Annotated in this window: 18 protein-coding genes; 8 read left to right on the forward strand and 10 right to left on the reverse strand. The window is 34.0% G+C overall.

Annotated features, from left to right (window positions below; translation table 11 throughout):
• The first annotated feature begins 24 nt into the window (after positions 1 to 24).
• Genes PXD56_RS13760 through PXD56_RS13770 form a run of 3 tightly spaced genes read left to right on the forward strand, consistent with a single transcriptional unit; the run spans position 25 to position 2,279 of the window.
• Complete coding sequence (locus PXD56_RS13760) at positions 25 to 1,284, forward strand: dihydroorotase (protein WP_276493920.1); 1,260 nt, start codon at positions 25 to 27, stop codon at positions 1,282 to 1,284.
• 1 nt (position 1,285) lies between these two features.
• Positions 1,286 to 1,615 (forward strand): hypothetical protein, encoded by a 330-nt coding sequence (locus PXD56_RS13765; protein WP_036153748.1) that lies wholly within the window; start codon positions 1,286 to 1,288, stop codon positions 1,613 to 1,615.
• Between the two features lie 4 nt (positions 1,616 to 1,619).
• Entirely contained in the window at positions 1,620 to 2,279 is a 660-nt protein-coding gene (locus tag PXD56_RS13770; protein ID WP_276493921.1) for an alpha/beta hydrolase, read from the forward strand.
• Here PXD56_RS13770 and PXD56_RS13775 read toward each other — a convergent pair.
• The gene (locus tag PXD56_RS13775) at positions 2,276 to 2,791 is read right to left on the reverse strand and encodes a hydrolase (RefSeq protein ID WP_276493922.1); all 516 of its coding nucleotides are present in this window, start codon (positions 2,789 to 2,791) and stop codon (positions 2,276 to 2,278) included. The two genes, PXD56_RS13770 and PXD56_RS13775, sit on opposite strands and share 4 nt — an antisense overlap.
• 2 nt (positions 2,792 to 2,793) lie before the next feature.
• Positions 2,794 to 3,570, reverse strand: coding sequence for an MBL fold metallo-hydrolase (locus PXD56_RS13780; protein WP_276493923.1), 777 nt, complete (start codon positions 3,568 to 3,570; stop codon positions 2,794 to 2,796).
• Between the two features lie 170 nt (positions 3,571 to 3,740).
• On the opposite strand from PXD56_RS13780, the gene PXD56_RS13785 reads away from it, so the two are divergent.
• On the forward strand, positions 3,741 to 5,195 hold the full coding sequence (locus tag PXD56_RS13785) for a nucleotidyl transferase family protein (RefSeq protein WP_276493924.1): 1,455 nt from the start codon (positions 3,741 to 3,743) through the stop codon (positions 5,193 to 5,195).
• 76 nt (positions 5,196 to 5,271) lie between these two features.
• On the opposite strand, the gene bcp is transcribed toward PXD56_RS13785, so the two are convergent.
• Positions 5,272 to 5,724, reverse strand: a complete 453-nt coding sequence (gene bcp / locus PXD56_RS13790) for a thioredoxin-dependent thiol peroxidase (protein WP_276493925.1) — start codon at positions 5,722 to 5,724, stop codon at positions 5,272 to 5,274.
• Between the two features lie 55 nt (positions 5,725 to 5,779).
• Here bcp and PXD56_RS13795 point away from each other — a divergent pair, with 55 nt between their 5' ends.
• Complete coding sequence (locus tag PXD56_RS13795) at positions 5,780 to 6,442, forward strand: endonuclease III domain-containing protein (RefSeq protein WP_276493926.1); 663 nt, start codon at positions 5,780 to 5,782, stop codon at positions 6,440 to 6,442.
• Between the two features lie 232 nt (positions 6,443 to 6,674).
• Here PXD56_RS13795 and PXD56_RS13800 read toward each other — a convergent pair whose 3' ends face one another.
• The 3 genes from PXD56_RS13800 to PXD56_RS13810 form a co-directional block, all read right to left on the reverse strand.
• A complete protein-coding gene (locus PXD56_RS13800) occupies positions 6,675 to 7,256 on the reverse strand; it encodes an RNA polymerase sigma factor (RefSeq protein WP_036153733.1) in 582 nt (193 codons plus the stop codon).
• 403 nt (positions 7,257 to 7,659) lie between these two features.
• Complete coding sequence (locus PXD56_RS13805; protein ID WP_276493927.1) at positions 7,660 to 7,803, reverse strand: hypothetical protein; 144 nt, start codon at positions 7,801 to 7,803, stop codon at positions 7,660 to 7,662.
• A 74-nt stretch (positions 7,804 to 7,877) separates the two neighbouring features.
• Positions 7,878 to 8,459 (reverse strand): RNA polymerase sigma factor, encoded by a 582-nt coding sequence (locus PXD56_RS13810; RefSeq protein ID WP_276493928.1) that lies wholly within the window; start codon positions 8,457 to 8,459, stop codon positions 7,878 to 7,880.
• A gap of 244 nt (positions 8,460 to 8,703) precedes the next feature.
• Between PXD56_RS13810 and uvrA the strand changes: the two genes are divergently transcribed.
• Together uvrA and PXD56_RS13820 are read left to right on the forward strand one after the other, a co-directional pair.
• On the forward strand, positions 8,704 to 11,484 hold the full coding sequence (uvrA, locus tag PXD56_RS13815; protein ID WP_276493929.1) for an excinuclease ABC subunit UvrA: 2,781 nt from the start codon (positions 8,704 to 8,706) through the stop codon (positions 11,482 to 11,484).
• Between the two features lie 163 nt (positions 11,485 to 11,647).
• Positions 11,648 to 12,829, forward strand: a complete 1,182-nt coding sequence (locus PXD56_RS13820; protein WP_276493930.1) for a hypothetical protein — start codon at positions 11,648 to 11,650, stop codon at positions 12,827 to 12,829.
• A gap of 69 nt (positions 12,830 to 12,898) precedes the next feature.
• Here PXD56_RS13820 and PXD56_RS13825 read toward each other — a convergent pair whose 3' ends face one another.
• Entirely contained in the window at positions 12,899 to 13,771 is an 873-nt protein-coding gene (locus PXD56_RS13825) for an RluA family pseudouridine synthase (protein ID WP_276493931.1), read from the reverse strand.
• Between the two features lie 143 nt (positions 13,772 to 13,914).
• Between PXD56_RS13825 and PXD56_RS13830 the strand changes: the two genes are divergently transcribed.
• The gene (locus tag PXD56_RS13830; protein WP_276493932.1) at positions 13,915 to 14,952 is read left to right on the forward strand and encodes an AI-2E family transporter; all 1,038 of its coding nucleotides are present in this window, start codon (positions 13,915 to 13,917) and stop codon (positions 14,950 to 14,952) included.
• Here PXD56_RS13830 and PXD56_RS13835 read toward each other — a convergent pair whose 3' ends face one another.
• From PXD56_RS13835 to PXD56_RS13845, 3 genes are read right to left on the reverse strand one after another with little or no spacing between them, the layout of a single operon-like run.
• Positions 14,953 to 16,407 carry a lipopolysaccharide biosynthesis protein gene (locus PXD56_RS13835; protein WP_276493933.1) on the reverse strand — a complete coding sequence of 485 codons (1,455 nt, stop codon included), beginning with the start codon at positions 16,405 to 16,407 and terminating at the stop codon, positions 14,953 to 14,955.
• Entirely contained in the window at positions 16,407 to 17,678 is a 1,272-nt protein-coding gene (locus tag PXD56_RS13840; protein ID WP_276493934.1) for a glycosyltransferase family 4 protein, read from the reverse strand. Before PXD56_RS13840 ends, PXD56_RS13835 begins: the two co-directional genes overlap by 1 nt.
• Positions 17,678 to 20,113, reverse strand: a complete 2,436-nt coding sequence (locus PXD56_RS13845; RefSeq protein WP_276493935.1) for a YfhO family protein — start codon at positions 20,111 to 20,113, stop codon at positions 17,678 to 17,680. Before PXD56_RS13845 ends, PXD56_RS13840 begins: the two co-directional genes overlap by 1 nt.
• Positions 20,114 to 20,136: the final 23 nt, after the last annotated feature.

Here is a 20,136-nt window from a genome sequence, read left to right on the forward strand (position 1 = left end):
CTATTAACGAACAACCCATACCCTATGAATATACTTTTAAAATCAGTTACTATAGTAAATGGGAGTACTAAAAACCTTCATCTAAAGAAGAGGGATATTTTAATTAAAAAAGGTATTATAGATGCTATTGAAACCTCTATTGAGCCTAGCGGCAAAACAAAGGTCATAGCAATTAAAGATTTACATGTATCACTAGGATGGTTTGACAGCGGAGTTAGTTTTGGAGAACCTGGACATGAAGAAAGAGAAACTATTGAAAACGGATTGGCAACTGCTGCTAAAAGCGGATTTACAGATGTTATCCTAAATACTAGTAGTCACCCAACACCAGATTCTGCATCTGATATTGTGTACCTAAAAAATGCTGCTAAAGATCAGTTAACGAATTTACACCCATTAGGCAATTTAACGGTAAAGGGTGAAGGCGAAGTACTGGCAGAGCTTTATGATATGAAGAATGCCGGCGCCTTGGGTTTTTATGATTATAAGCACCCAATGGCAAATGCCAACCTTTTAAAAATAGCCTTACAATATGCTCAAAATTTCGATGGTATGGTGTTTTCTTTTCCGTTGGATAAAAGCATATCTGGAAAAGGAATTGTCAACGAAGGTATTACCAGCACCAAACTAGGCTTAAAGGGGATTCCTGCACTAGCAGAAGAATTACAGATAGCACGAGATTTGTTTGTATTGGAATATACGGGAGGTAAATTATTTATACCTACAATATCTACAGCAAATTCTGTGAAGCTAATAGCCGATGCAAAGAAAAAAGGATTGCAGGTATCTTGTAGCGTAGCTGCTCACAACCTTGTCATTACTGATGCCGCATTAGAAGATTTTGATACAAAATATAAAGTAATGCCACCTTTACGTACTACGGCAGATATAAAAGCATTACAAAAAGGAGTAAAAAACGGCACTATAGATTTTGTAACATCTGACCATACTCCACTAAATATAGAATTAAAACATGTAGAGTTTGACCATGCTGATTTTGGATCTATAGGACTAGAAAGCATATTCGGTATTCTAAACGAACTTTTTGACACTGAGGAAACCATTTCTTTACTAACGAAAGGGCGTTCCGTTTTCGGAATAGAAGAGCCACAGTTAGAAGTAGGCAAAGAAGCAAACCTTTCGCTTTTTACTACAGATGACACTTATGAATTTTCAGAAGATCAAATCTTTAGCTCCAGTAAAAACGCTATAGCAATTGGTAAGCCAATCAAAGGAAAAGTAGTAGGTAGCATTGCAAATAACCAATTAGTACTAAATAATTAAAATGGAGAAATCTCCCGAAATACCAGGTAGAACTACGGCAATAATTGCCTACTTAACTATAGTTGGGGCTATAATTGCCTTATCTATGAATAACGAACCGCAGTATCGTTTTGCAAGAATTCATACCAGGCAGGCATTTGGTCTGCACTTAATGTTTCATGGTTTTGCCATTTTTTCTAGCGTATGGTTTAACCAATACGCTCTTTACGGTCTGTACCTTTGCTATATAGTACTTTGGGTATATGGCTTTATTGGCGCATTAAGCAACAAAGAACAAATAGTACCTATTGTAGGTCCGTATTTTCAAAAATGGTTCACCTTTATCAAATAATACAATGACAACAGCTCCCCTATCCTTAGAACACATCATGAGACCATCTAGCCTAACCGATAAAAAACCTCCGGTTCTTTTTATGCTACACGGTTATGGAAGTAATGAAGAAGACCTATTTTCTTTTGCTCCGGAATTACCAGAAGAACTATGCATAATAACCGTACGTGCACCTTATATTTTACAACCTTACGGTTATGCGTGGTATGCCATTAATTTTGATGATGAAAAGGGAAAATGGAGCGATGACGACCAGGCTATAGATTCTCGTGATAAAATCAAGAACTTTATTGAAGAAGCTTGTTCCACCTATGGTTTAGACGAGAACAATGTTAATCTTTTAGGCTTCAGCCAAGGTACTATTCTTAGCTATGCAGTGGCATTGTCATATCCAGAAAAAGTAAAAAATATTATCGCTTTAAGCGGATACATCAATGAATCTATCTTAATAGATTCGTACAAAGTCAACAACTTTGATAATCTAAATTTCTACAGTTCTCATGGCGATATGGACCAAGTGATACCTGTAGACTGGGCTAGAAAGGCACCAAAACTATTGGAAGATTTGGGTATAAAGTATGTTTACGAAGAATTTCCTGCAGGGCATGGCGTTGCTCCGCAAAACTTCTACTCGCTTAAAAAATGGATTTCAGATAAAATCTAATTACTACGCGTATACAGCAAGTGATCTACCAAGGTAAAATCTACCCCAAGGTCATCTTTCAATTCGTATTTAATTAAAAGGTCTCCCCAATATTTGCCATCAGAAAAATCGGTAAGTATCCATTTATGGTTGAGAACTTTAATTTTATTGATTTTAAAATCACTCTCCATCCCCTCATAAGGCACTAGTGGATTATCCCCTTTTTGAGCATTGGTTTCCAATAATTTATCGGCAACATAACCAGCGGGATCTTTCAAATTTAAGTGTTCAAAATAAGCCAATGCATCATCATTATTCTCTAATGAAAAATATTGCATATCTAACACTTTCAAGGACGACCTTTGAACCGAATCTTTTAATGCTACTATCTGATTTTCTAAATTTGAGATTTTTTCAATATTATACTTAGACTTCTTCTCATAATCCTTTGACATTTTATCACTGCTCACCATTAAAAAAAGACAGATTAAGGATACAAATAGAAATAAATAAAGATATATTTTACTCTTCATAATTATAATGTGATTGTTAAATTATCATAAGCCAAATGTACATTATTCGGCAGCATTTTTTCTACTTCGTCATGAAAACCAAGTAGGTGACTAATATGTGTTAAGTATGCTTTTTCAGGATTTACCTCTTTTATAAAAGCAAGTGCTTCTTCTAAATTAAAATGAGAAATATGAGGTTCTATTCGCAAAGCACTAACTACAATTACTTTAGAACCTTTAATTTTTTTTATTTCTTCCGGCAGTACTGTTTTTACATCAGTTAAATATGTAAAATCTCCGATTCTATATCCAAATACCTGTAGTTTATTATGCAATACATTTATAGGGGTAACCATGATATCACCTATTTGAAATGGCTCATTATTATTGACAAAATTAATATCTACTGTTGGTGCACCAGGGTATTTATTTTCTTCTTGAAATATATAATCAAATCGCTTTTTAAGAGATTGCACTACCCTACTATGTGCATAAATGGGAATGTTACCTTGCCTAAAAAAGAAAGGTCTAATATCGTCTAAGCCAGCCGTATGATCAGAATGTTCATGAGTATAAAGAATACCGTCTAAATGTGTCACGTTTTGTCGTAACATTTGCTGACGAAAATCTGGACCACAATCTATTACATAATTAAAATTGTCCCAAGAAAGTAAAACAGAAACCCGCAATCTTTTATCCTTAGGGTTATCACTTAAGCAAACCGGATGCGTACTGCCAATGATGGGAATACCTTGAGAAGTTCCCGTTCCTAAAAAAGTAACACGTAATTTATTAGTCATGTAGTACAAATTTAATTCCTTTTTAATAAAATTGGTTATTGAAAATTATAAGATCGCTGTATTTAAAAGGGAATAAAAACAATAACCGAAACTTATACCTTTTTTTTACACCTATTGCCAAATGTCACAACCATTCTTTATAACTTTGTTAAAAGCTAAACAGGTAAAAAATGGCATCGGTATTAAAAAGAGATAGTGTTTTTGAGAATATTCCCTCTATTAAAGCAAAAACCCTACGTATAAATCTGAATCCGGATATATATGGAACCTTCGCAGAAATTGGCGCCGGTCAAGAAACCGCACGTCATTTCTTTAGATCGGGTGGTGCATCCGGTACCATTGCAAAAGCAATGAGTGCCTACGACAAAGACTTTAGTGATGCTATTTATGGTATTGAGTCTGATGGGCGTTATGTAACCCAAGCAAGGTTAAAAACCATGCTGCATTATGAAATGCAATTGATGGAAGAGCGTATTAGTCGCGAAAACCATCCTGAAAGATTATTCTTTTCTTATGCCAATACTGTAGCTACAATAGATTTTTCTAAAAGATATAAAGGTCATGGTTGGATCGGTATTCGTTACCAGCTAGACCCTAACCAAAAAGAATATGATGAAATTATTCTTCATATTCGTTTCAAGCAAAACGAAGCTAGGCTACAACAAGAAACTTTAGGTATTCTTGGTGTCAACTTAATATATGGTGCTTTTTACAAGTATCACAAGCCAAAGAAGATGTTGAAATATCTATATGACCATATAGATAAGGACACATTAGAAATTGATATGATCAACTTCTCTGGACCAAACTTTAAAGAGGTTGATAACCGATTAATGAGTTTACAACTTATTAAAAATGACATGACAGATGCTGTAATGTTCGGTCCTGACGGTAACAACCTTTTACCTGCCGCCGTACTTTACAAAAAGAATATCTTGGCATTGCGTGGTAGTTTTAGACCCGTAACCAAGGTGAATTTAGATATGTTTGAGAAGTCTTATGACATTTTCATTCGTGATAAAGGCGTTGATCAGAACAATACCATCGTTATTTTTGAAATAACACTTTCTAACCTTAAGGCATCTGGTGAAATTGATGAGCAAGATTTTATGGACAGGGCAGAATTACTTTGTTCTCTTGGTCATTCTGTAATGATTTCAAAATTCCAGGAATATTATAAATTGGTAGAGTATTTTAATAACTATACCAAAAATAGAATTGGTTTGACCATGGGTGTAAATAACCTGGTAGACATATTCGATGAAAAATACTACCGTCATTTAAGTGGCGGCATTCTAGAAGCATTTGGTAAGTTGTTCTTTAAAGATTTACAAGTGTATCTATACCCAATGAAAAATGCAGATACCGGTCAGATAATGACCAGTAACAACGTAAAGGTTCACCCACGTATGAAAGAATTATATAAGTTCTTTAAGTACAACGGCAAGGTAATGGATATCATAGATTACGAACCAGAAGTAATGCATATTTTCTCTAGAGATGTTCTTAAAAAACTGATGAACAATGATGAGGGATGGGAACAAATGTTACCAGAAGGTATTGCTGAAATCATCAAACAAAAGCAATTATTTACTCGCAAAACTGAAGATCAAGAAACCAAATAACTAATTGGTTTTAAGCTTAATAAAAGCAAAAAAGCCCATTTTAAAATGGGCTTTTTTACATATAACAAACTAAATATCAACCTAATAGCTGCGCTGCATGATCTTTAGTTTTTACTTTATCAATTACTTTAGTTACAATACCTTCACCATCAACAACGAAAGTCTTTCTATGGATACCATCATACTCACGGCCCATAAATTTCTTTAAACCCCAAACACCAAACGCATTAATTACGGTATGGTCTTCATCTGCCAAAAGCGGAAAAGGAAACTCATATTTCTCTTTAAATTTTGCCTGCCTTTTTTCAGAATCTGCACTTACTCCTAAAAGTTCATAGCCTTCAGATTGTAATTCTTTATAATTATCCCTTAAATTACATGCTTCAGCCGTGCAACCAGGTGTACTTGCTTTTGGATAGAAAAAAACTATTAATTTTTTACCAGAATAGTCCTCTAATGTAATGGTATTGCCATCTTGATCTTTTGCGGAGAACGATGGTACTTTATCACCAACTTTTAACGTATTCATAAATGAAGTTTTATAAATTTGTGTTTAAATATTTGCAATCAAAATTAAACAATTAATGACGAAAGCCGAAAAAATTGCTTTTACAATTTCCACTCTTAAAGAGCTATACCCAGAAATTCCAGTACCATTAGATCATAAAGATCCATATACTTTATTAATTGCTGTATTAATGTCAGCTCAAAGTACAGATGTTAGGGTAAATAAAATCACCCCCCTACTATTTGCAAAAGCAGACAACCCGTATGACATGATCAAATTAAGTGTTGACGAAATTAGGGAAATTATAAAACCGGTAGGTCTTTCACCCATGAAAGCAAAGAGTATTCATGGTTTATCTCAAATTTTGATCGATAAACATAATGGCGAAGTACCTAAAGAGCTAGAATATTTAGAAGAATTACCGGCCGTGGGCCATAAAACAGCAAGTGTTGTAATCTCACAAGCTTTTGGTATACCTGCCTTTCCTGTAGATACACATATTCATAGATTACTATATAGATGGGGGTTTACGAACGGAAAAAATGTAGTGCAAACAGAAAAAGATGCCAAACGTTTATTTCCTAAAGAAATTTGGAACGATCTTCATTTACAAATTATCTGGTATGGTAGAGAATATTCACCTGCAAGAGGTTGGGATTTGGAAAAAGATATAATTACGAAGACAATTGGGAGAAAAACGGTACTAAACGACTACTATAAAAAGAAAAAAACCCGCTAAAAGCGGGTTTTGTTTATTAATTCAAAAATACTTCGAATTCTAAATCTTTGTGTTCAAATTCATAGAGGGCTTGTGAATAGCTCAATAAGAAGTTGATTGTCTTCGGACAAACTTTGTTAAATCCGGTCTGTTCTTGGTAATCTGAGTAAATTTTTTCCATACTTCCTACGTTGTTACAATAAAATAACGCAGCAAATTTGGAAATATTGTTTATTCTATTTTCTACTCCAAATTAATTCGTAAGAACTATATTGTTTTTTTCAATGATTTTTCTAAGGTTAATCAAAGCATAACGCATTCTACCAAGAGCAGTATTAATGCTAACACCCGTATTTTCAGAGATTTCTTTGAAACTCATATCTTTATAGATACGCATTAAAAGAACTTCTTTTTGATCATCTGGCAACTCTTCTACTAGTTGTCTTAAATCAGTATCAATTTGATTTTTTATTAATTGTTTTTCGGCATTTAACTTATCATCACCTATTACAGAGAAGATATTAAAGTCATCACTACCTTCAAACATTGGCATTCTTTTGTTTCTTCTAAAGTGATCGATAATCAAGTTGTGAGAAATTCTCATTACCCATGGTAAAAATTTACCTTCTTCACTATACTTACCTCTTTTTAAAGTTTTGATTACCTTAATAAAGGTATCTTGAAAAATATCTTCTGTGATATCCCGATCTAAAACCTTAGAATAGATAAAACTAGTAATACGTTGATTGTGTCTGTTAATTAAAACTTCTAAGGCAGCTTCGTTACCGTTGATGTAATCTTTAACTAATTCTGAGTCTTCAATTTGTAGTTTCATACGAGTTACTTTCTTTAATTGGTTAAGATTGGGTTAATCCTTTTAGTTAATTGGTTTGTTTTTTATTTCTGATATAAAACTAGAGAAAAGGGGGGCTGTAGGAAAAAGTATGTTGTCAAACCGCGTTTTTTTGATGTGAAACATCGAAAAAGTATATTTCTACACAATAAAAAGAATTTCAGATAGTTCCGCCAAGAAATGTAGGAAAGAGTAAAATAGCCTAAAAGCCCTTAAATATTAGCTCCACAATAGTATACCTATATATAAGGAACTATAGAAAACTCCATAATCCTACAAAGAAAAAGGCACCTACTAGCAGTAAATAACAGTCCTAAACCAATTTTGAACATAAAAAAACCCCTAGGCAATGCCTAAGGGTTCATATATATAATGTAAGAATACTTTAGTTTAAGTTACTCTCAAACTGCAATCCGTCTACTTCTGTAATATTTAAAGACTTAGAATAAGAAAGCAAAAACTGAATTGTTTCTGGCTTAGCTTTAACTAATTTAGTTTTATTCTGGTCTTTAGTGTATATATTTTCCATGCTACGTGTTATTTAGGTTCATCTAAAGAACGACACATTGATGAAGATAGTAGATCCAGTCGACCTGTGACCAATTAATTCGTTAAAACTATATTATTGACCTCTACCAGCTTTCTAAGGTTAATTAAAGCGTAGCGCATTCTACCCAAAGCGGTGTTAATACTCACACCTGTATTATCAGAAATTTCTTTGAAACTCATATCCTTATAAATTCGCATCTCTAAAACCTCTTGCTGATCTTCAGGTAGTTCCTTAATCATTTTAAGCAAATCAGAATCTATCTGCTCTTTGATCAATTGCTTTTCAGCATTCAATTTATCGTCACCTAATAATGAAAATATATTATAGCTCTCTTTACTATTATACATTGGCATTCTATTATGCTTTCTAAAATGATCTATAACAAGATTATGCGCAATACGCATTACCCAAGGTAAAAATTTACCTTCTTCATTATATGCACCTCTTTTAAGGGTACGTATAACTTTCATGAATGTATCTTGAAAAATGTCTTCGGTTAGCTCACGGTCACCTACTTTGGAATATATAAAACCAGTAAGGCGAGAATTATGACGATTAATAAGAGCTTCTATAGCTTTTTCGTCTCCTTGAATGTATTTTTTTACTAATTGGGAATCTTCAACTTGTACTACCATAACGTTACTTGTAGGGTTAAAAAGCAGCCCCAAATTCATAGTGAATAAGGGTCTAATGGTTAAATTCTAACTTTTAAAAGTAATGTTGCGTTATAGGCAAATTGAGTTTTTGTGAGAGCTCAAAGATATAAAAAAATAAATACTCTTATAAAAATGTGAAAATTTCTTGTGCAATTTTTAGATAAACGGCATTTTTTAGTTCAGAAAAAAGGCAAAGCGTATCTTTGTAAACTTAGATATTTGTATGCCTACACTAGCCGAAGTAAATCCGAAAGAAAACATCATTATTAAAGGAGCAAAACTGCACAACCTTAAAGATATAGATGTTGTAATACCTAGAAATAAACTTGTTGTAATAACTGGTTTATCAGGTTCTGGTAAATCAAGTTTAGCTTTTGATACCCTATATGCAGAAGGTCAAAGACGCTACGTAGAAAGCCTTTCTTCTTATGCTAGGCAGTTTTTAGGTAAACTGGATAAGCCAAAAGTAGATTATATAAAAGGTATAGCACCGGCAATTGCCATAGAGCAAAAGGTAAATTCTACCAACCCTAGATCTACGGTAGGTACCACTACAGAGATATATGATTATATAAAATTATTATACGCACGTATTGGTAAGACCTTCTCTCCTATTTCAGGTAATGAAGTTAAGAAGCATACAGTTACAGATGTAGTAAATTATGTAAAAACATATGACGAGGGCACCAAGCTTCTACTTTTAGCGCCTATTACCATTCGCGAAGATAGAGATGCGTTAAAATCATTAGAGCTATTTTCCAAACAAGGTTATGCACGTATAAAGTATAATGACCAAGTACTTCGTATAGACCAAGCTCCTGAAGATATTGGTAAAAAATTCGATCTGGTCATAGATAGAATTATCACCAAAGATGATGAAGACTTTTACAATCGTTTAGCGAATGCCGTTGATACCGCTTTCTTTGAAGGAAAGGGCGAATGTTTGATCGAAGAGTTGGCAGATGGTAAACAAACTCCGTTCAGCAATAAGTTTGAATTGGACGGAATGACTTTTTTAGAACCTAACGTCCACCTTTTTAGTTTCAACAATCCTTACGGCGCATGCCCTAAATGTGAAGGGTATGGAGATGTAATTGGTATTGATGAAGATTTAGTAGTACCAAACACAGCGCTATCGGTATATGAAAATGCTATTTTTCCGTGGAGAGGTGAAAGCATGAGTTTTTACCGTGATCAATTGGTAAATTCTGCTTACAAATATGATTTTCCTATCCATAAACCTTGGTTTGAGCTTACTGAGGAGCAAAGACAATTGGTATGGGATGGTAATGCACATTTTATAGGACTTTATAAGTTCTTTGGAATGTTAGAGGAGAAAAGCTATAAAATTCAGAATAGAGTGATGCTTTCTAGATACAGAGGCAAAACCAAATGTAATATCTGTAACGGAAAACGGCTAAGACAAGAAACAGATTATGTAAAAGTAGACGGAGCTTCAATTTCATCATTGGTAGGCTTATCTATTGAAAAATTAATTGTTTTCTTTAACGAACTGCAACTAAATGAAAGTGATGCCACAATTGCATCTAGACTTTTAATTGAAATAAATACAAGGTTAGGGTTCTTAGATAAAGTAGGATTGAACTACTTGACCATAAATAGAAAATCTAACACCTTATCTGGCGGGGAAAGTCAACGAATAAATCTAGCCACATCTTTAGGTAGTAGCTTGGTGGGTTCTATGTATATATTAGATGAGCCTAGTATTGGTTTACACCCTAGAGATACTGAAAATCTTATTGACGTATTAATATCATTACGAAACTTAGGCAACACGGTAATTGTTGTTGAGCATGATGAAGATATTATGAAAGCGGCAGATATGGTGATTGATATAGGTCCTGAAGCTGGTACACATGGTGGTGAAGTTGTAGCCCAAGGCACATTAAAAGAAATACTAAAATCAAAATCACTTACCGCACAGTACTTAAATGGTAAGATGGAGATCAAAGTACCTAAAGAAAGAAGAACATCTAAAAACCACATTTCAATTAAAGGTGTACGAGAGCATAACCTTAAAAATATAAATGTAACTTTTCCTTTAGATATGTTGACCGTGGTTACGGGAGTATCCGGTAGTGGTAAAAGTACCTTGGTGAAAAAATTATTGTATCCTATAATTTTAAAGGAAACTGGAGGTTATGGAGAAAAGGCTGGTCAGTATACATCCGTAGAAGGTAAATTTAGCCACATTAAGCATGTTGAATTTGTAGATCAAAACCCAATAGGAAGGTCTTCACGCTCAAACCCGGTTACCTATATTAAGGCATATGATGATATTAGACATTTATTTGCCAATCAAAAATTGAGTAAAATAAGAAACTACCAGGCAAAACATTTTTCTTTTAATGTTGATGGTGGTCGATGCGAGAAATGTAAAGGTGAAGGCGAAATCACTGTAGAAATGCAGTTTATGGCAGATGTTCACTTAGAATGTGAAACATGTGGAGGAAAAAGATTTAAGAAAGAAGTACTAGAAGTTACCTTTAACAATGCCAATATTGATGATGTTCTTAATATGACCATCGACGATGCTATTCAGTTCTTTGAAAGCGGAGAACAGACTAAAATTGTTACCAAACTAAAACCATTACAAGATGTAGGTTTAGGGTATGTAACATTGGGGCAATCTTCTTCTACCCTATCCGGTGGTGAAGCGCAACGTATTAAATTGGCATCGTTCTTAATAAAAGGTAGTACAAAAGACAAAGCGCTTTTTATTTTTGATGAACCAACGACCGGATTACACTTTCACGATATTCAAAAATTACTAAAGTCTTTTAATGCACTTATTAAAAAAGGACATTCAATTGTAGTCATTGAACATAACATAGATTTAATAAAATGTGCCGATTACATCATTGATCTTGGACCAGGTGGTGGCGAAAATGGAGGACAATTACTAGCTGAGGGTACGCCAGAAGAGGTTGTAAAAAGTAAAAAATCGTATACTGCGAGCTACCTAAAAGAGAAATTAAATTAATATTCTTCAAAAAACAAGAAACCAAATTTATATTTAAAACTCTGATTATCAATTGCATAATCAGAGTTTTTATTTTTTGGCACGCTGTTTGTAATGTACTAAGGGAATGTAAATATTTACATTTAGAACAACTGCCTAAGGGGCAGATTTAAAACCTTATATTATGAAGAACTTAGTACTATTATTGACAGCGGTTATTTTTAGCACCACAGGTGTTTTCGCTACAGGTATTAATGAAGATAAGGTTGCAAACAGCAATACTTATAGATACGACAACTCATTTATTTTTATAGAAAACGGAATTACATTTTCTGTTTACCCTGATGGTGAATTTGATTTTTATATTGAAAACCAAGTTTCAGGAAGCAAAAACGGAGTAACATTTAACTCAGGTTATGACTACAGTCCGTTTGCACAGTATGATGATTACGGTGCAGTTATTCAAGTAGAAAATGTGCCTATCTATTATGACTATTATGGTCGTGTTAGTTCAATTGGTGAAGTAAACATTAATTATACTAACAATAGAGTACGTAGTGTTGGTGGTATGAACGTATACTATAACAACCGTGGATTTTATGATTACCATACTGGTTATATCAACATATACAATAGAAGCTATGTGTACCGCCCATTTCACAGATGGTTTGTTAGACCGGCAGTAGGTTTTAGCTTTGTATTCAATAGTCCTTACAGAAGATATTATACTCCTGTTAGATATTCTTACTATAGTCCTTACAGAAATAACTTTAGAAGAGCTTATGTAAATGTTGGTAAACAATATAGATACAATAAGGTAAGAAATAATAGAGCTACCATTTACAGAAATGATAAGCGAGTTGCAGTAAGAAATAACAACTTTAGAAGTAACAGAACTGTTGCTAAAAGAGATAATGGTTTAAGAACGAACAGAACGTTAGCTTCTAATAGTAAAACAAGAGCAAATAGAAGTTCAACCGTAAATAGATCTACTAATGTAAGACGTAGCAATACCAATAGCGGTAGAACAACACAAAGTAGAACAGTTACAAGAAGTAATAACTCTGCAGTGCGTACATCACCAAACAGAACGGTTACTAAAAGAGAAGTAAGCCGTACACCAAGAAGTACCACTGTAAAAAGAACTACTACTACTACGTACAAAAAACCGGTAAGCAGAAGTTCTAATACTAGAACTGCCACAAATACCAGAACTCAACGTAGCACTGTAACTAGAAAAGCGACTAGTAGCCCGTCTAGAAGTACGGTTATTAGAAGCTCAAGTTCAAGATCAGTAAGTAAAGCTCCTTCTAGAAGCTCTAGTTCAAGAACAAGTTCAGCAACTAAAAGTAGCAGAAGATATTAAAATAAGTTTTTAGGTTGGTTAGTTGTAAGGCGCCGTAGTGATTTATTCACTGCGGCGCTTTTTCTGTTACTATTGCATATAGTTTGTGGGAAATAGTTTTGTAAACTTTTTTGGCAAATCAGATTCAATACACATTTCTTCATTAGTTATAGGATGTTGAAACCGAAGCAACCGCGCATGTAAATACAATCCTTTTCGCTTTAACTGTAGCCCTTCTAAAAAATAAGTAGCATCCCCTAATATCGGGTTTCCAATTGACAATAAGTGCTTTCGTAATTGATGCCGCCTACCTGTATGCGGGCTCAACTTTACCAAATTCAGAAATGAAAATCGTTCTGAAAGGATTGATGCTATAACTTTAAAAGAAGACATTGAGGGTTTGCCATCTATTTCACTATTTATGATTCCATTGGTTTCCATTTTACCAATGGTAACCGCGTAATATTCTTTGGTGATTTTCTTAAATTCAAATAACTGATTAAGATTTATAATCATGCTATTTGTCTTACCTACTAATAGCAGACCAGTTGTAGCATAATCTAAGCGATGAACAGGTTGTGGAGTAGCAGCATCAATAGCGGAACTTTTTTTTAAATTTTGAGGAAGTGCATTCGCAACGGTTTTGAATCCGTTACCGCTCACCAATATTCCTGCGGGTTTATTGATAACCGCCAAATACTCATCTTCATAAACTACATCTAATTTTAAAACAAGTCGTGTCTTAGTTTTCTTTTCCGGAAGTTGATGGTATGCAATTTCTTCACCACCAACAATCATAGTAGCGGTGGTAGCAATAGCGCCATTGACCAAAACCAGATTTTTCTTGATAGCCTTCTTCAAGGCTGACTTGGTCTTAATGCTTTCAAACACCCCTACTCCATATTCCTGTAACCGTAAAGGAGTCACATTCTCAGGCACATTATGTATTTCTTTTAGTTGCATGATAAGTATTCAAAGTTAATCAGGTTTTAGCTGATATCTAAACAATTCACTTTAGGACTATTAAAATAATGTAGTGAGTTAATCAAACTTACCACTTAAGTTTATTTTTCCTGTGACAATCAATCTACCTATAAACAAACCTCATGAAAAAAATTAATCATAAAATTCTAAGACAATTAATCATTCTTGCCTTGATTCTTTTTTTAGGTGGATTAATCATTAAATATATGCTACCATACATGTCTGGTATTTTAGGTGCACTTACCCTTTATGTAGTATTAAGAAAATGGATGTTGAAATTAATCAACAAAGGAGTAAAAAGATCATGGGCATCAATGTTACTTATTTTAGCAGCATTCATTGGCATTTTTATACCTATTACAGGGGCAGGTTTTATGCTAAGTTCACAATTGGGCGATTTCGCTGATAAATCTGAACAAGTTACCAAGGCTTTTAAAGACCAAGTCGCTCAAGTAGAAAAGTATATTGGATATGATATTTCATCAACCATTGATCCACAGCAGGCATCTGGCTGGTTAACAGACAACATGCAAGGTTTTGCCAATAGCACTTTTAATATTTTTATCTCATTAGGTATTTTATTATTCCTACTTTATTATATGCTAAAGAGCCCAAAACAGTTAAAAGAATCATTGTTAGAGTATATTCCGTTAAGTAATAAAAATCTAGTAGTTTTAGGTAAGGAAATTGATAGCGTAGTACGTTCTAATGCCATTGCAATTCCTTTGGTAGCACTTGCACAGGGAATTATAGCATTAATAGGATTTTACATATTCGGCGTAGAAAATCCGCTGTTCTGGTTCGTAATAGTAACAATTGGTTCCATGATTCCTTTTATTGGAACCTTCATAGGTATTTTTCCGGTGTTTGTATTAAGTCTTGCCAGTGGCGAAGACTTTCAAGCCTGGGGAGTCCTAATTTATGGAGTTACCGTGGTTGCAATGACAGATAATTTAATCAGACTTTTTGTTCTAAATAAATTAGATAGCACTCACCCATTAATCACTTTAATAGGAGTTTTAATAGGTATTCCTTTATTTGGATTTGTTGGTCTAATTTTTGGTCCGTTAATCATTAACCTATTCTTGATTATAGTAAAAATATACAAGCAACAATATGGTATTCAAAAACCGAACAAACAAAGAGCACAGCAAATTTAATTAGCGACTTAAGTATTTACTTAAAAAACCATAAACATCTTCAGATATTTTAAACCTATAAAGAACGCCGACATAAAACACAATCATCAAAATGCTTTTAAGTACAATATTAATTAACGGATGAAAAGAGAAATTATAAGCAGAAAAAATAGCCGCTACAACAATTAACAGGGCAAGCACTTTAAAGGTTTCATTTGTAAATGGGAGTATTTTAAATTTCGTTTTCACATAACCTAACTTCAATGTATTATAGATAAAAAAGGCACTAAAGCTAGCTATAGCTGCACCGTTTATACCGTAATTGGGAATCAGCCATAAATTAAATACTATAGCAAGCACCGCCAATAAAACTCCAAAAAACAAAATAGAACGATAGTAATCTGAATTGAATAAAATAGAATTGTTATTCCCCAACAATGCATCATACACCTTTATCAAACCTACCCAAAAAACAATCATGAATCCGCCAGAATACTTTTCTGGTAATAGTTCATAAAGTTCATTTAAATTTAAAAGAATGAGCAAGAAAAGAATACCAGAAACAATAAACAAAGTCAATGAGCTTTTCTGATATAATTGTGCTAGTGCAGAGCTGTCATTATTATTTAGGTAAGTTGCCGTTAACGGATATGTTATTTGATGCATTGCCCTAGAAGGCACTGCTATGGTTGAAGCAATAAACCCTGCTACGGAATAAAAAGCGACATTTTCAAGTTCAAGAAAGTTGTTCAGCATTACTTTATCGACCTCCATTAAAACAATAGCTGTAGAGCCACCCAAAATAATCAGCGCACTATACTTAACTATAGTCTGCCAATTTTTAGGGAGCGTAAAATTCAATTTAGGTTTACGCACCGTATATGCATACAGTTTCATAATTATAGTACGTACAAGATAAAAACCTACCAAGGCATTTATAAAGAATTCAATATCAATGATTTTGAAATATAGTAGCAAGAGTAATACGGTTTGTCCTATTCTACAAAAAATCTCTTTCATAAAATTGCCGAACATTGATTTCATTCTAATTCTTGCCCAAGCATAAAAAACTTCAAAATACGCCATGGCCATCCCTACCAGAAAAATATGCCATACATAATCCCTAACTATATCATTTTGCTTAGAAAGTAAACTTCCAATAGCATCGTTAGCCATATAACTTAACAAAGCAACCGGCAATATTAATACCAATGGCAATAACAACATTAAAGTCAGAAATGAATTTTGACTTTGATCAGTATTAAAACTAGAATAGAATTTTACTAAGCTATTAGGGACACCAAATGCAAGTATTGGCATAAGTACAGAAGATACAGATAAAATAACCTGTATTAATCCGTAATTACTTGGCTGCATAAAATTAGTATACAAAAACAAGGTATTGGCCGCACCTATTGCAAAACCAAAATAGGTTACAATAGTGTTGTTCAAAGATTGTTTAAGTACGATACCCATTAAATATATTCAACCAATTTACGGGTGAGCTCCCTTCTACTGTACTGCTCAATATTACTTGGGGTTATTTGCAATTCTCCTTTTTGAAATTGCTGAAACCAACTTAAAAGTACGTTTTTAAGTTCGATATCGTCAGAATACTCAAATACCTGACCGGTTTCAGTTTTAGATACAATACTAGCTACCTCCCAATTTTTAGGACCAACTCCCAAAATAGGTCTTTTTGCAGCCATATATTCAAATAATTTACCCGGTATAATACCTATGGTATCTTGAGAATCTATCTCTACCAACAATAAAACTTGTGATGCCCTTTGATATGCCAACGCCTCTTTATGAGACACATAGCCTACAATCTTAATATAGTCTTGCAAGCCCTGTTCTGCTATTGCTGAAAGTATCTCATCACTGACCACACCTATAAAACGTAATTGTAATGCATTCTTGAAGTCCTCATTTTCTTCTACCAAATTTGATAATACCCTCCAAAAATTCACAGGGTTTCTACCACTTAACAAAGATCCTATATGAGCAATAGTAAATTTAGAATCCAATATACTTTCTAATGCTATATCTCCATCAAAGCCATTAGTAATAACTTGTATCGGTTTCTTTGTAATTAGCTGGAACTCTTGCTTAGTTGTATTACTGGTAACGATAATTTTATCGGCACTATTTAAAACATCAGACTCTAATTGCTTGTGTTTCTTTTCTGCAGATGAAGTGAGTTTCAATTTCTTATGATAGCCAATAGTAGTCCACGGATCCCGAAAATCTGCAATCCAGTTTAGTGGTTGAGCCTGCTTTAAATAATACCCAATTAAATGTACACTATGTGGTGGACCTGTAGTTATAATAGTATTTATACCTTCTTTTTCAAGAACATCTTTTAAAAAACTCACCGATGGTTTCACCCAAAACTTTCTGGCATCTGGTATAAAAAGATTACCACGTACCCATAATAAAGCTTCCTCAACAAAAGACTGATTTTTAGTTTGAATAATACCAGAACTAATGCGCTTAGTTTTTTTACTAGAAAATATAGAAGCTATACGGTATGGCTCTTTAATGCTATGCTTATAAATCTTTAAATCGTCTGGAATATCATGAGAGAAAGATTCATCTAAAAGCGGATAATGGGGATTCTCTGGAATATACAAAACCGGTTCAATACCAAAATCTCTAAGATACTTTACAAATTTAAGCCAACGTTGAACTCCTGGTCCGCCAGCTGGTGGCCAATAGTAGGTAATGACCAGCACCTTTCTCATTATGCTTCCTCTTCTTTTTTAGATCCCCAAAATGAAAAACCGAATCCACCTAAAATTACCAGTCCTAATAAAATTGTACTTGCCAAGGTAATTTTACTACCTGTTTCAACTACTTCTGGTTCAAATTTAAATTCAATTTTATGTTCTCCTGAAGGAATTTTAAGTGCTCTTAATACATAATCCACTTTAAAGTAATCACTTTCCTGTCCGTCAATATAGGCGTTCCAACCATTTTTATAATACATCTCTGAAAAGACGGCAACACCTTCGTTGCTATTTTTAGATGAATAAGTCAAATGATTTGGCTCGTAGTCAATCAAAGAAATGGTTGCAGTAGAATCCACTGTATATGTCAAAGGATAAATTCCTGAAAACTTATCGGTATTGACCACTGCCACATTCTTAGTATCTAAACTATCAAGCGCCATAATTTCGGCATCTGCATTGGCTACGGGTTGCAATTGAGAAACAAACCAAGCGTTACCGTTTGCATTAGGGTTTTCAATAGAAAAAGAATTACCCTCTTGATCTTGTCTAATAACATATTTAATGTTCATCATATTCAAAACAGACAGGTTACCGTTGTACACATGAAAGTTGAACAAGTCTTGCATACCTGCTGGTTTAGCTGCATGATAGCCAGTTATACTTTGGTGGAAATAAGCTGTTTTAGCGGAATCAAATCCGTCTGTTTGATCAAAAACACGGAATACTCCGTCATCTTCAGCAATAATCTTATCAGCTGTAGTTTCTTGAAAAGGCTGTAACATTTTTCGTTTAGATACGAAATTGTCATTATTTACATAGCGTAAATCTACCCCAACTAAATCTACAACAACCAATACCCCAATAGCAATTATCAGGAAATTCATTTTTAATTTCTCTTTCAAATACAACCAAATCAATAAAGCCGTACCCAAAGCAAAAGCCAATGAACGCAATAAATCGCTCGTGTAAACACTTTTACGGTCAAGTCTAAGCATTTCTGGTAATTCTTCTAAGCCTGTCATTCTAAGACTATCATCATTGGCACCAACAAAATGAAAAGCACCTTTAAATATGAATAGTACTATCCCTATTCCTAATACAATTGCAGATGCAATGGTTAGAGATTTTATTTTATCCGCTTGCGGCACTTTGTCCTTAAACAGTTTTTTTAGTGCTAAAATGGCTAAAATAGGTACACAAAGCTCTAGCACAATTTGAATAGATGATACTGCCCTAAATTTATCATATAATGGAAAGTAATCTATCATAAAATCAGTTAATGCGCTGAAGTTTTTACCCCATGACAATACCAAAGACATTATTGAACCGAACAACAACCACCATTTATGTTTTCCTTTTACTAAGAATAAACCTAGAATAAATAAGAAGAATATAACCGCACCTAAATACGCCGGTCCTGAGGTACCTGGTTGTTCTCCCCAATACAAAGGCAATCCGCTTACAAAGTCTAATGCACTAGATCTAGGCAAGCCTTTATCTATTAAATAATTAAAAGATTTAGAATTTTCACCTAAATTCTCTTGACTAGCACCACCAAAAAGTCGTGGTACAAATAAGTTTAAAGATTCGGTAATTCCATAACTCCAATTGGTTATGTATGCCTTGCTCAGTCCGCCCGTATCCGCTTTGGGTGAACCGTCAGGGTTAATGGTCAATTCACTTTTACCTCTAGTGCTCCAATCTGCATATTCCTTAGTAGCCATTAGCCCCGTTGCATTAGCAGCAATACCAAGAGTTACCGCTAACAACAGAATACCTACAGAAACGAAATAATGCTTTATTTTTTTATCCCTTATGGCATACACCAAATACACCACGCCTAAAATTAGCACCAACAACATAAAGTAATAGGTCATCTGATAGTGATTGGCCGTAATCTCAAGAGCCATAGCCAAAGCTGTTAAAACGAATCCCCAGAGGTATTTTTTTCTAAAAACCAGCACAATACCGGCCAATAGTACTGGCAAATATGCCATTGCATGTGCTTTTGCATTATGTCCAGCACCTAAAATAATAATGAGATATGTTGAAAAACCAAAAGCAAGTGCTCCAACAATTGCCAGTCTGTAATCTACTTTAAGGCAGCACAGAAGAATATAAAAACCAATAAAATATAGAAAAAGGTAATCTGCAGGCCTTGGTAAAAACCGTATTAATCGATCTAATTTCTTTATATAATTATGTGGATAATTTGCACCTAGTTGGTATGTAGGCATACCACCAAAAGCACTGTTGGTCCAATATGGTTCTTGATCATTAGATTTTCTAAAATCGTTCTGCTCTTTTGCCATACCCGTATACTGGGCAATATCATGCTGATACATTACTTTGCCTTGAAGAACCGGACTAAAGTATGCCAATGCAGCAACAATAAAAAATACGACAACAAAAAAATGGATGAAAAAGAATTTTAAGCCTTGCTTCATTTGCTAAATAAGTAGTGTTTTGA

Source organism: Maribacter zhoushanensis (genome assembly GCF_029350975.1).
In the GTDB taxonomy this organism is placed as follows: Bacteria; Bacteroidota; Bacteroidia; order Flavobacteriales; family Flavobacteriaceae; genus Maribacter; species Maribacter zhoushanensis.

Excerpts from the sequence above, each read along its gene's own strand:
- PXD56_RS13760 (WP_276493920.1), top strand. The coding sequence starts at position 25 with ATGAATATACTTTTAAAATCAGTTACTATAGTAAATGGGAGTACTAAA.
- PXD56_RS13765 (WP_036153748.1), top strand. The coding sequence starts at position 1,286 with ATGGAGAAATCTCCCGAAATACCAGGTAGAACTACGGCAATAATTGCC.
- PXD56_RS13770 (WP_276493921.1), top strand. The coding sequence starts at position 1,620 with ATGACAACAGCTCCCCTATCCTTAGAACACATCATGAGACCATCTAGC.
- PXD56_RS13775 (WP_276493922.1), bottom strand. The coding sequence starts at position 2,791 with ATGAAGAGTAAAATATATCTTTATTTATTTCTATTTGTATCCTTAATC.
- PXD56_RS13780 (WP_276493923.1), bottom strand. The coding sequence starts at position 3,570 with ATGACTAATAAATTACGTGTTACTTTTTTAGGAACGGGAACTTCTCAA.
- PXD56_RS13785 (WP_276493924.1), top strand. The coding sequence starts at position 3,741 with ATGGCATCGGTATTAAAAAGAGATAGTGTTTTTGAGAATATTCCCTCT.
- bcp (WP_276493925.1), bottom strand. The coding sequence starts at position 5,724 with ATGAATACGTTAAAAGTTGGTGATAAAGTACCATCGTTCTCCGCAAAA.
- PXD56_RS13795 (WP_276493926.1), top strand. The coding sequence starts at position 5,780 with ATGACGAAAGCCGAAAAAATTGCTTTTACAATTTCCACTCTTAAAGAG.
- PXD56_RS13800 (WP_036153733.1), bottom strand. The coding sequence starts at position 7,256 with ATGAAACTACAAATTGAAGACTCAGAATTAGTTAAAGATTACATCAAC.
- PXD56_RS13805 (WP_276493927.1), bottom strand. The coding sequence starts at position 7,803 with ATGGAAAATATATACACTAAAGACCAGAATAAAACTAAATTAGTTAAA.
- PXD56_RS13810 (WP_276493928.1), bottom strand. The coding sequence starts at position 8,459 with ATGGTAGTACAAGTTGAAGATTCCCAATTAGTAAAAAAATACATTCAA.
- uvrA (WP_276493929.1), top strand. The coding sequence starts at position 8,704 with ATGCCTACACTAGCCGAAGTAAATCCGAAAGAAAACATCATTATTAAA.
- PXD56_RS13820 (WP_276493930.1), top strand. The coding sequence starts at position 11,648 with ATGAAGAACTTAGTACTATTATTGACAGCGGTTATTTTTAGCACCACA.
- PXD56_RS13825 (WP_276493931.1), bottom strand. The coding sequence starts at position 13,771 with ATGCAACTAAAAGAAATACATAATGTGCCTGAGAATGTGACTCCTTTA.
- PXD56_RS13830 (WP_276493932.1), top strand. The coding sequence starts at position 13,915 with ATGAAAAAAATTAATCATAAAATTCTAAGACAATTAATCATTCTTGCC.
- PXD56_RS13835 (WP_276493933.1), bottom strand. The coding sequence starts at position 16,407 with ATGGGTATCGTACTTAAACAATCTTTGAACAACACTATTGTAACCTAT.
- PXD56_RS13840 (WP_276493934.1), bottom strand. The coding sequence starts at position 17,678 with ATGAGAAAGGTGCTGGTCATTACCTACTATTGGCCACCAGCTGGCGGA.
- PXD56_RS13845 (WP_276493935.1), bottom strand. The coding sequence starts at position 20,113 with ATGAAGCAAGGCTTAAAATTCTTTTTCATCCATTTTTTTGTTGTCGTA.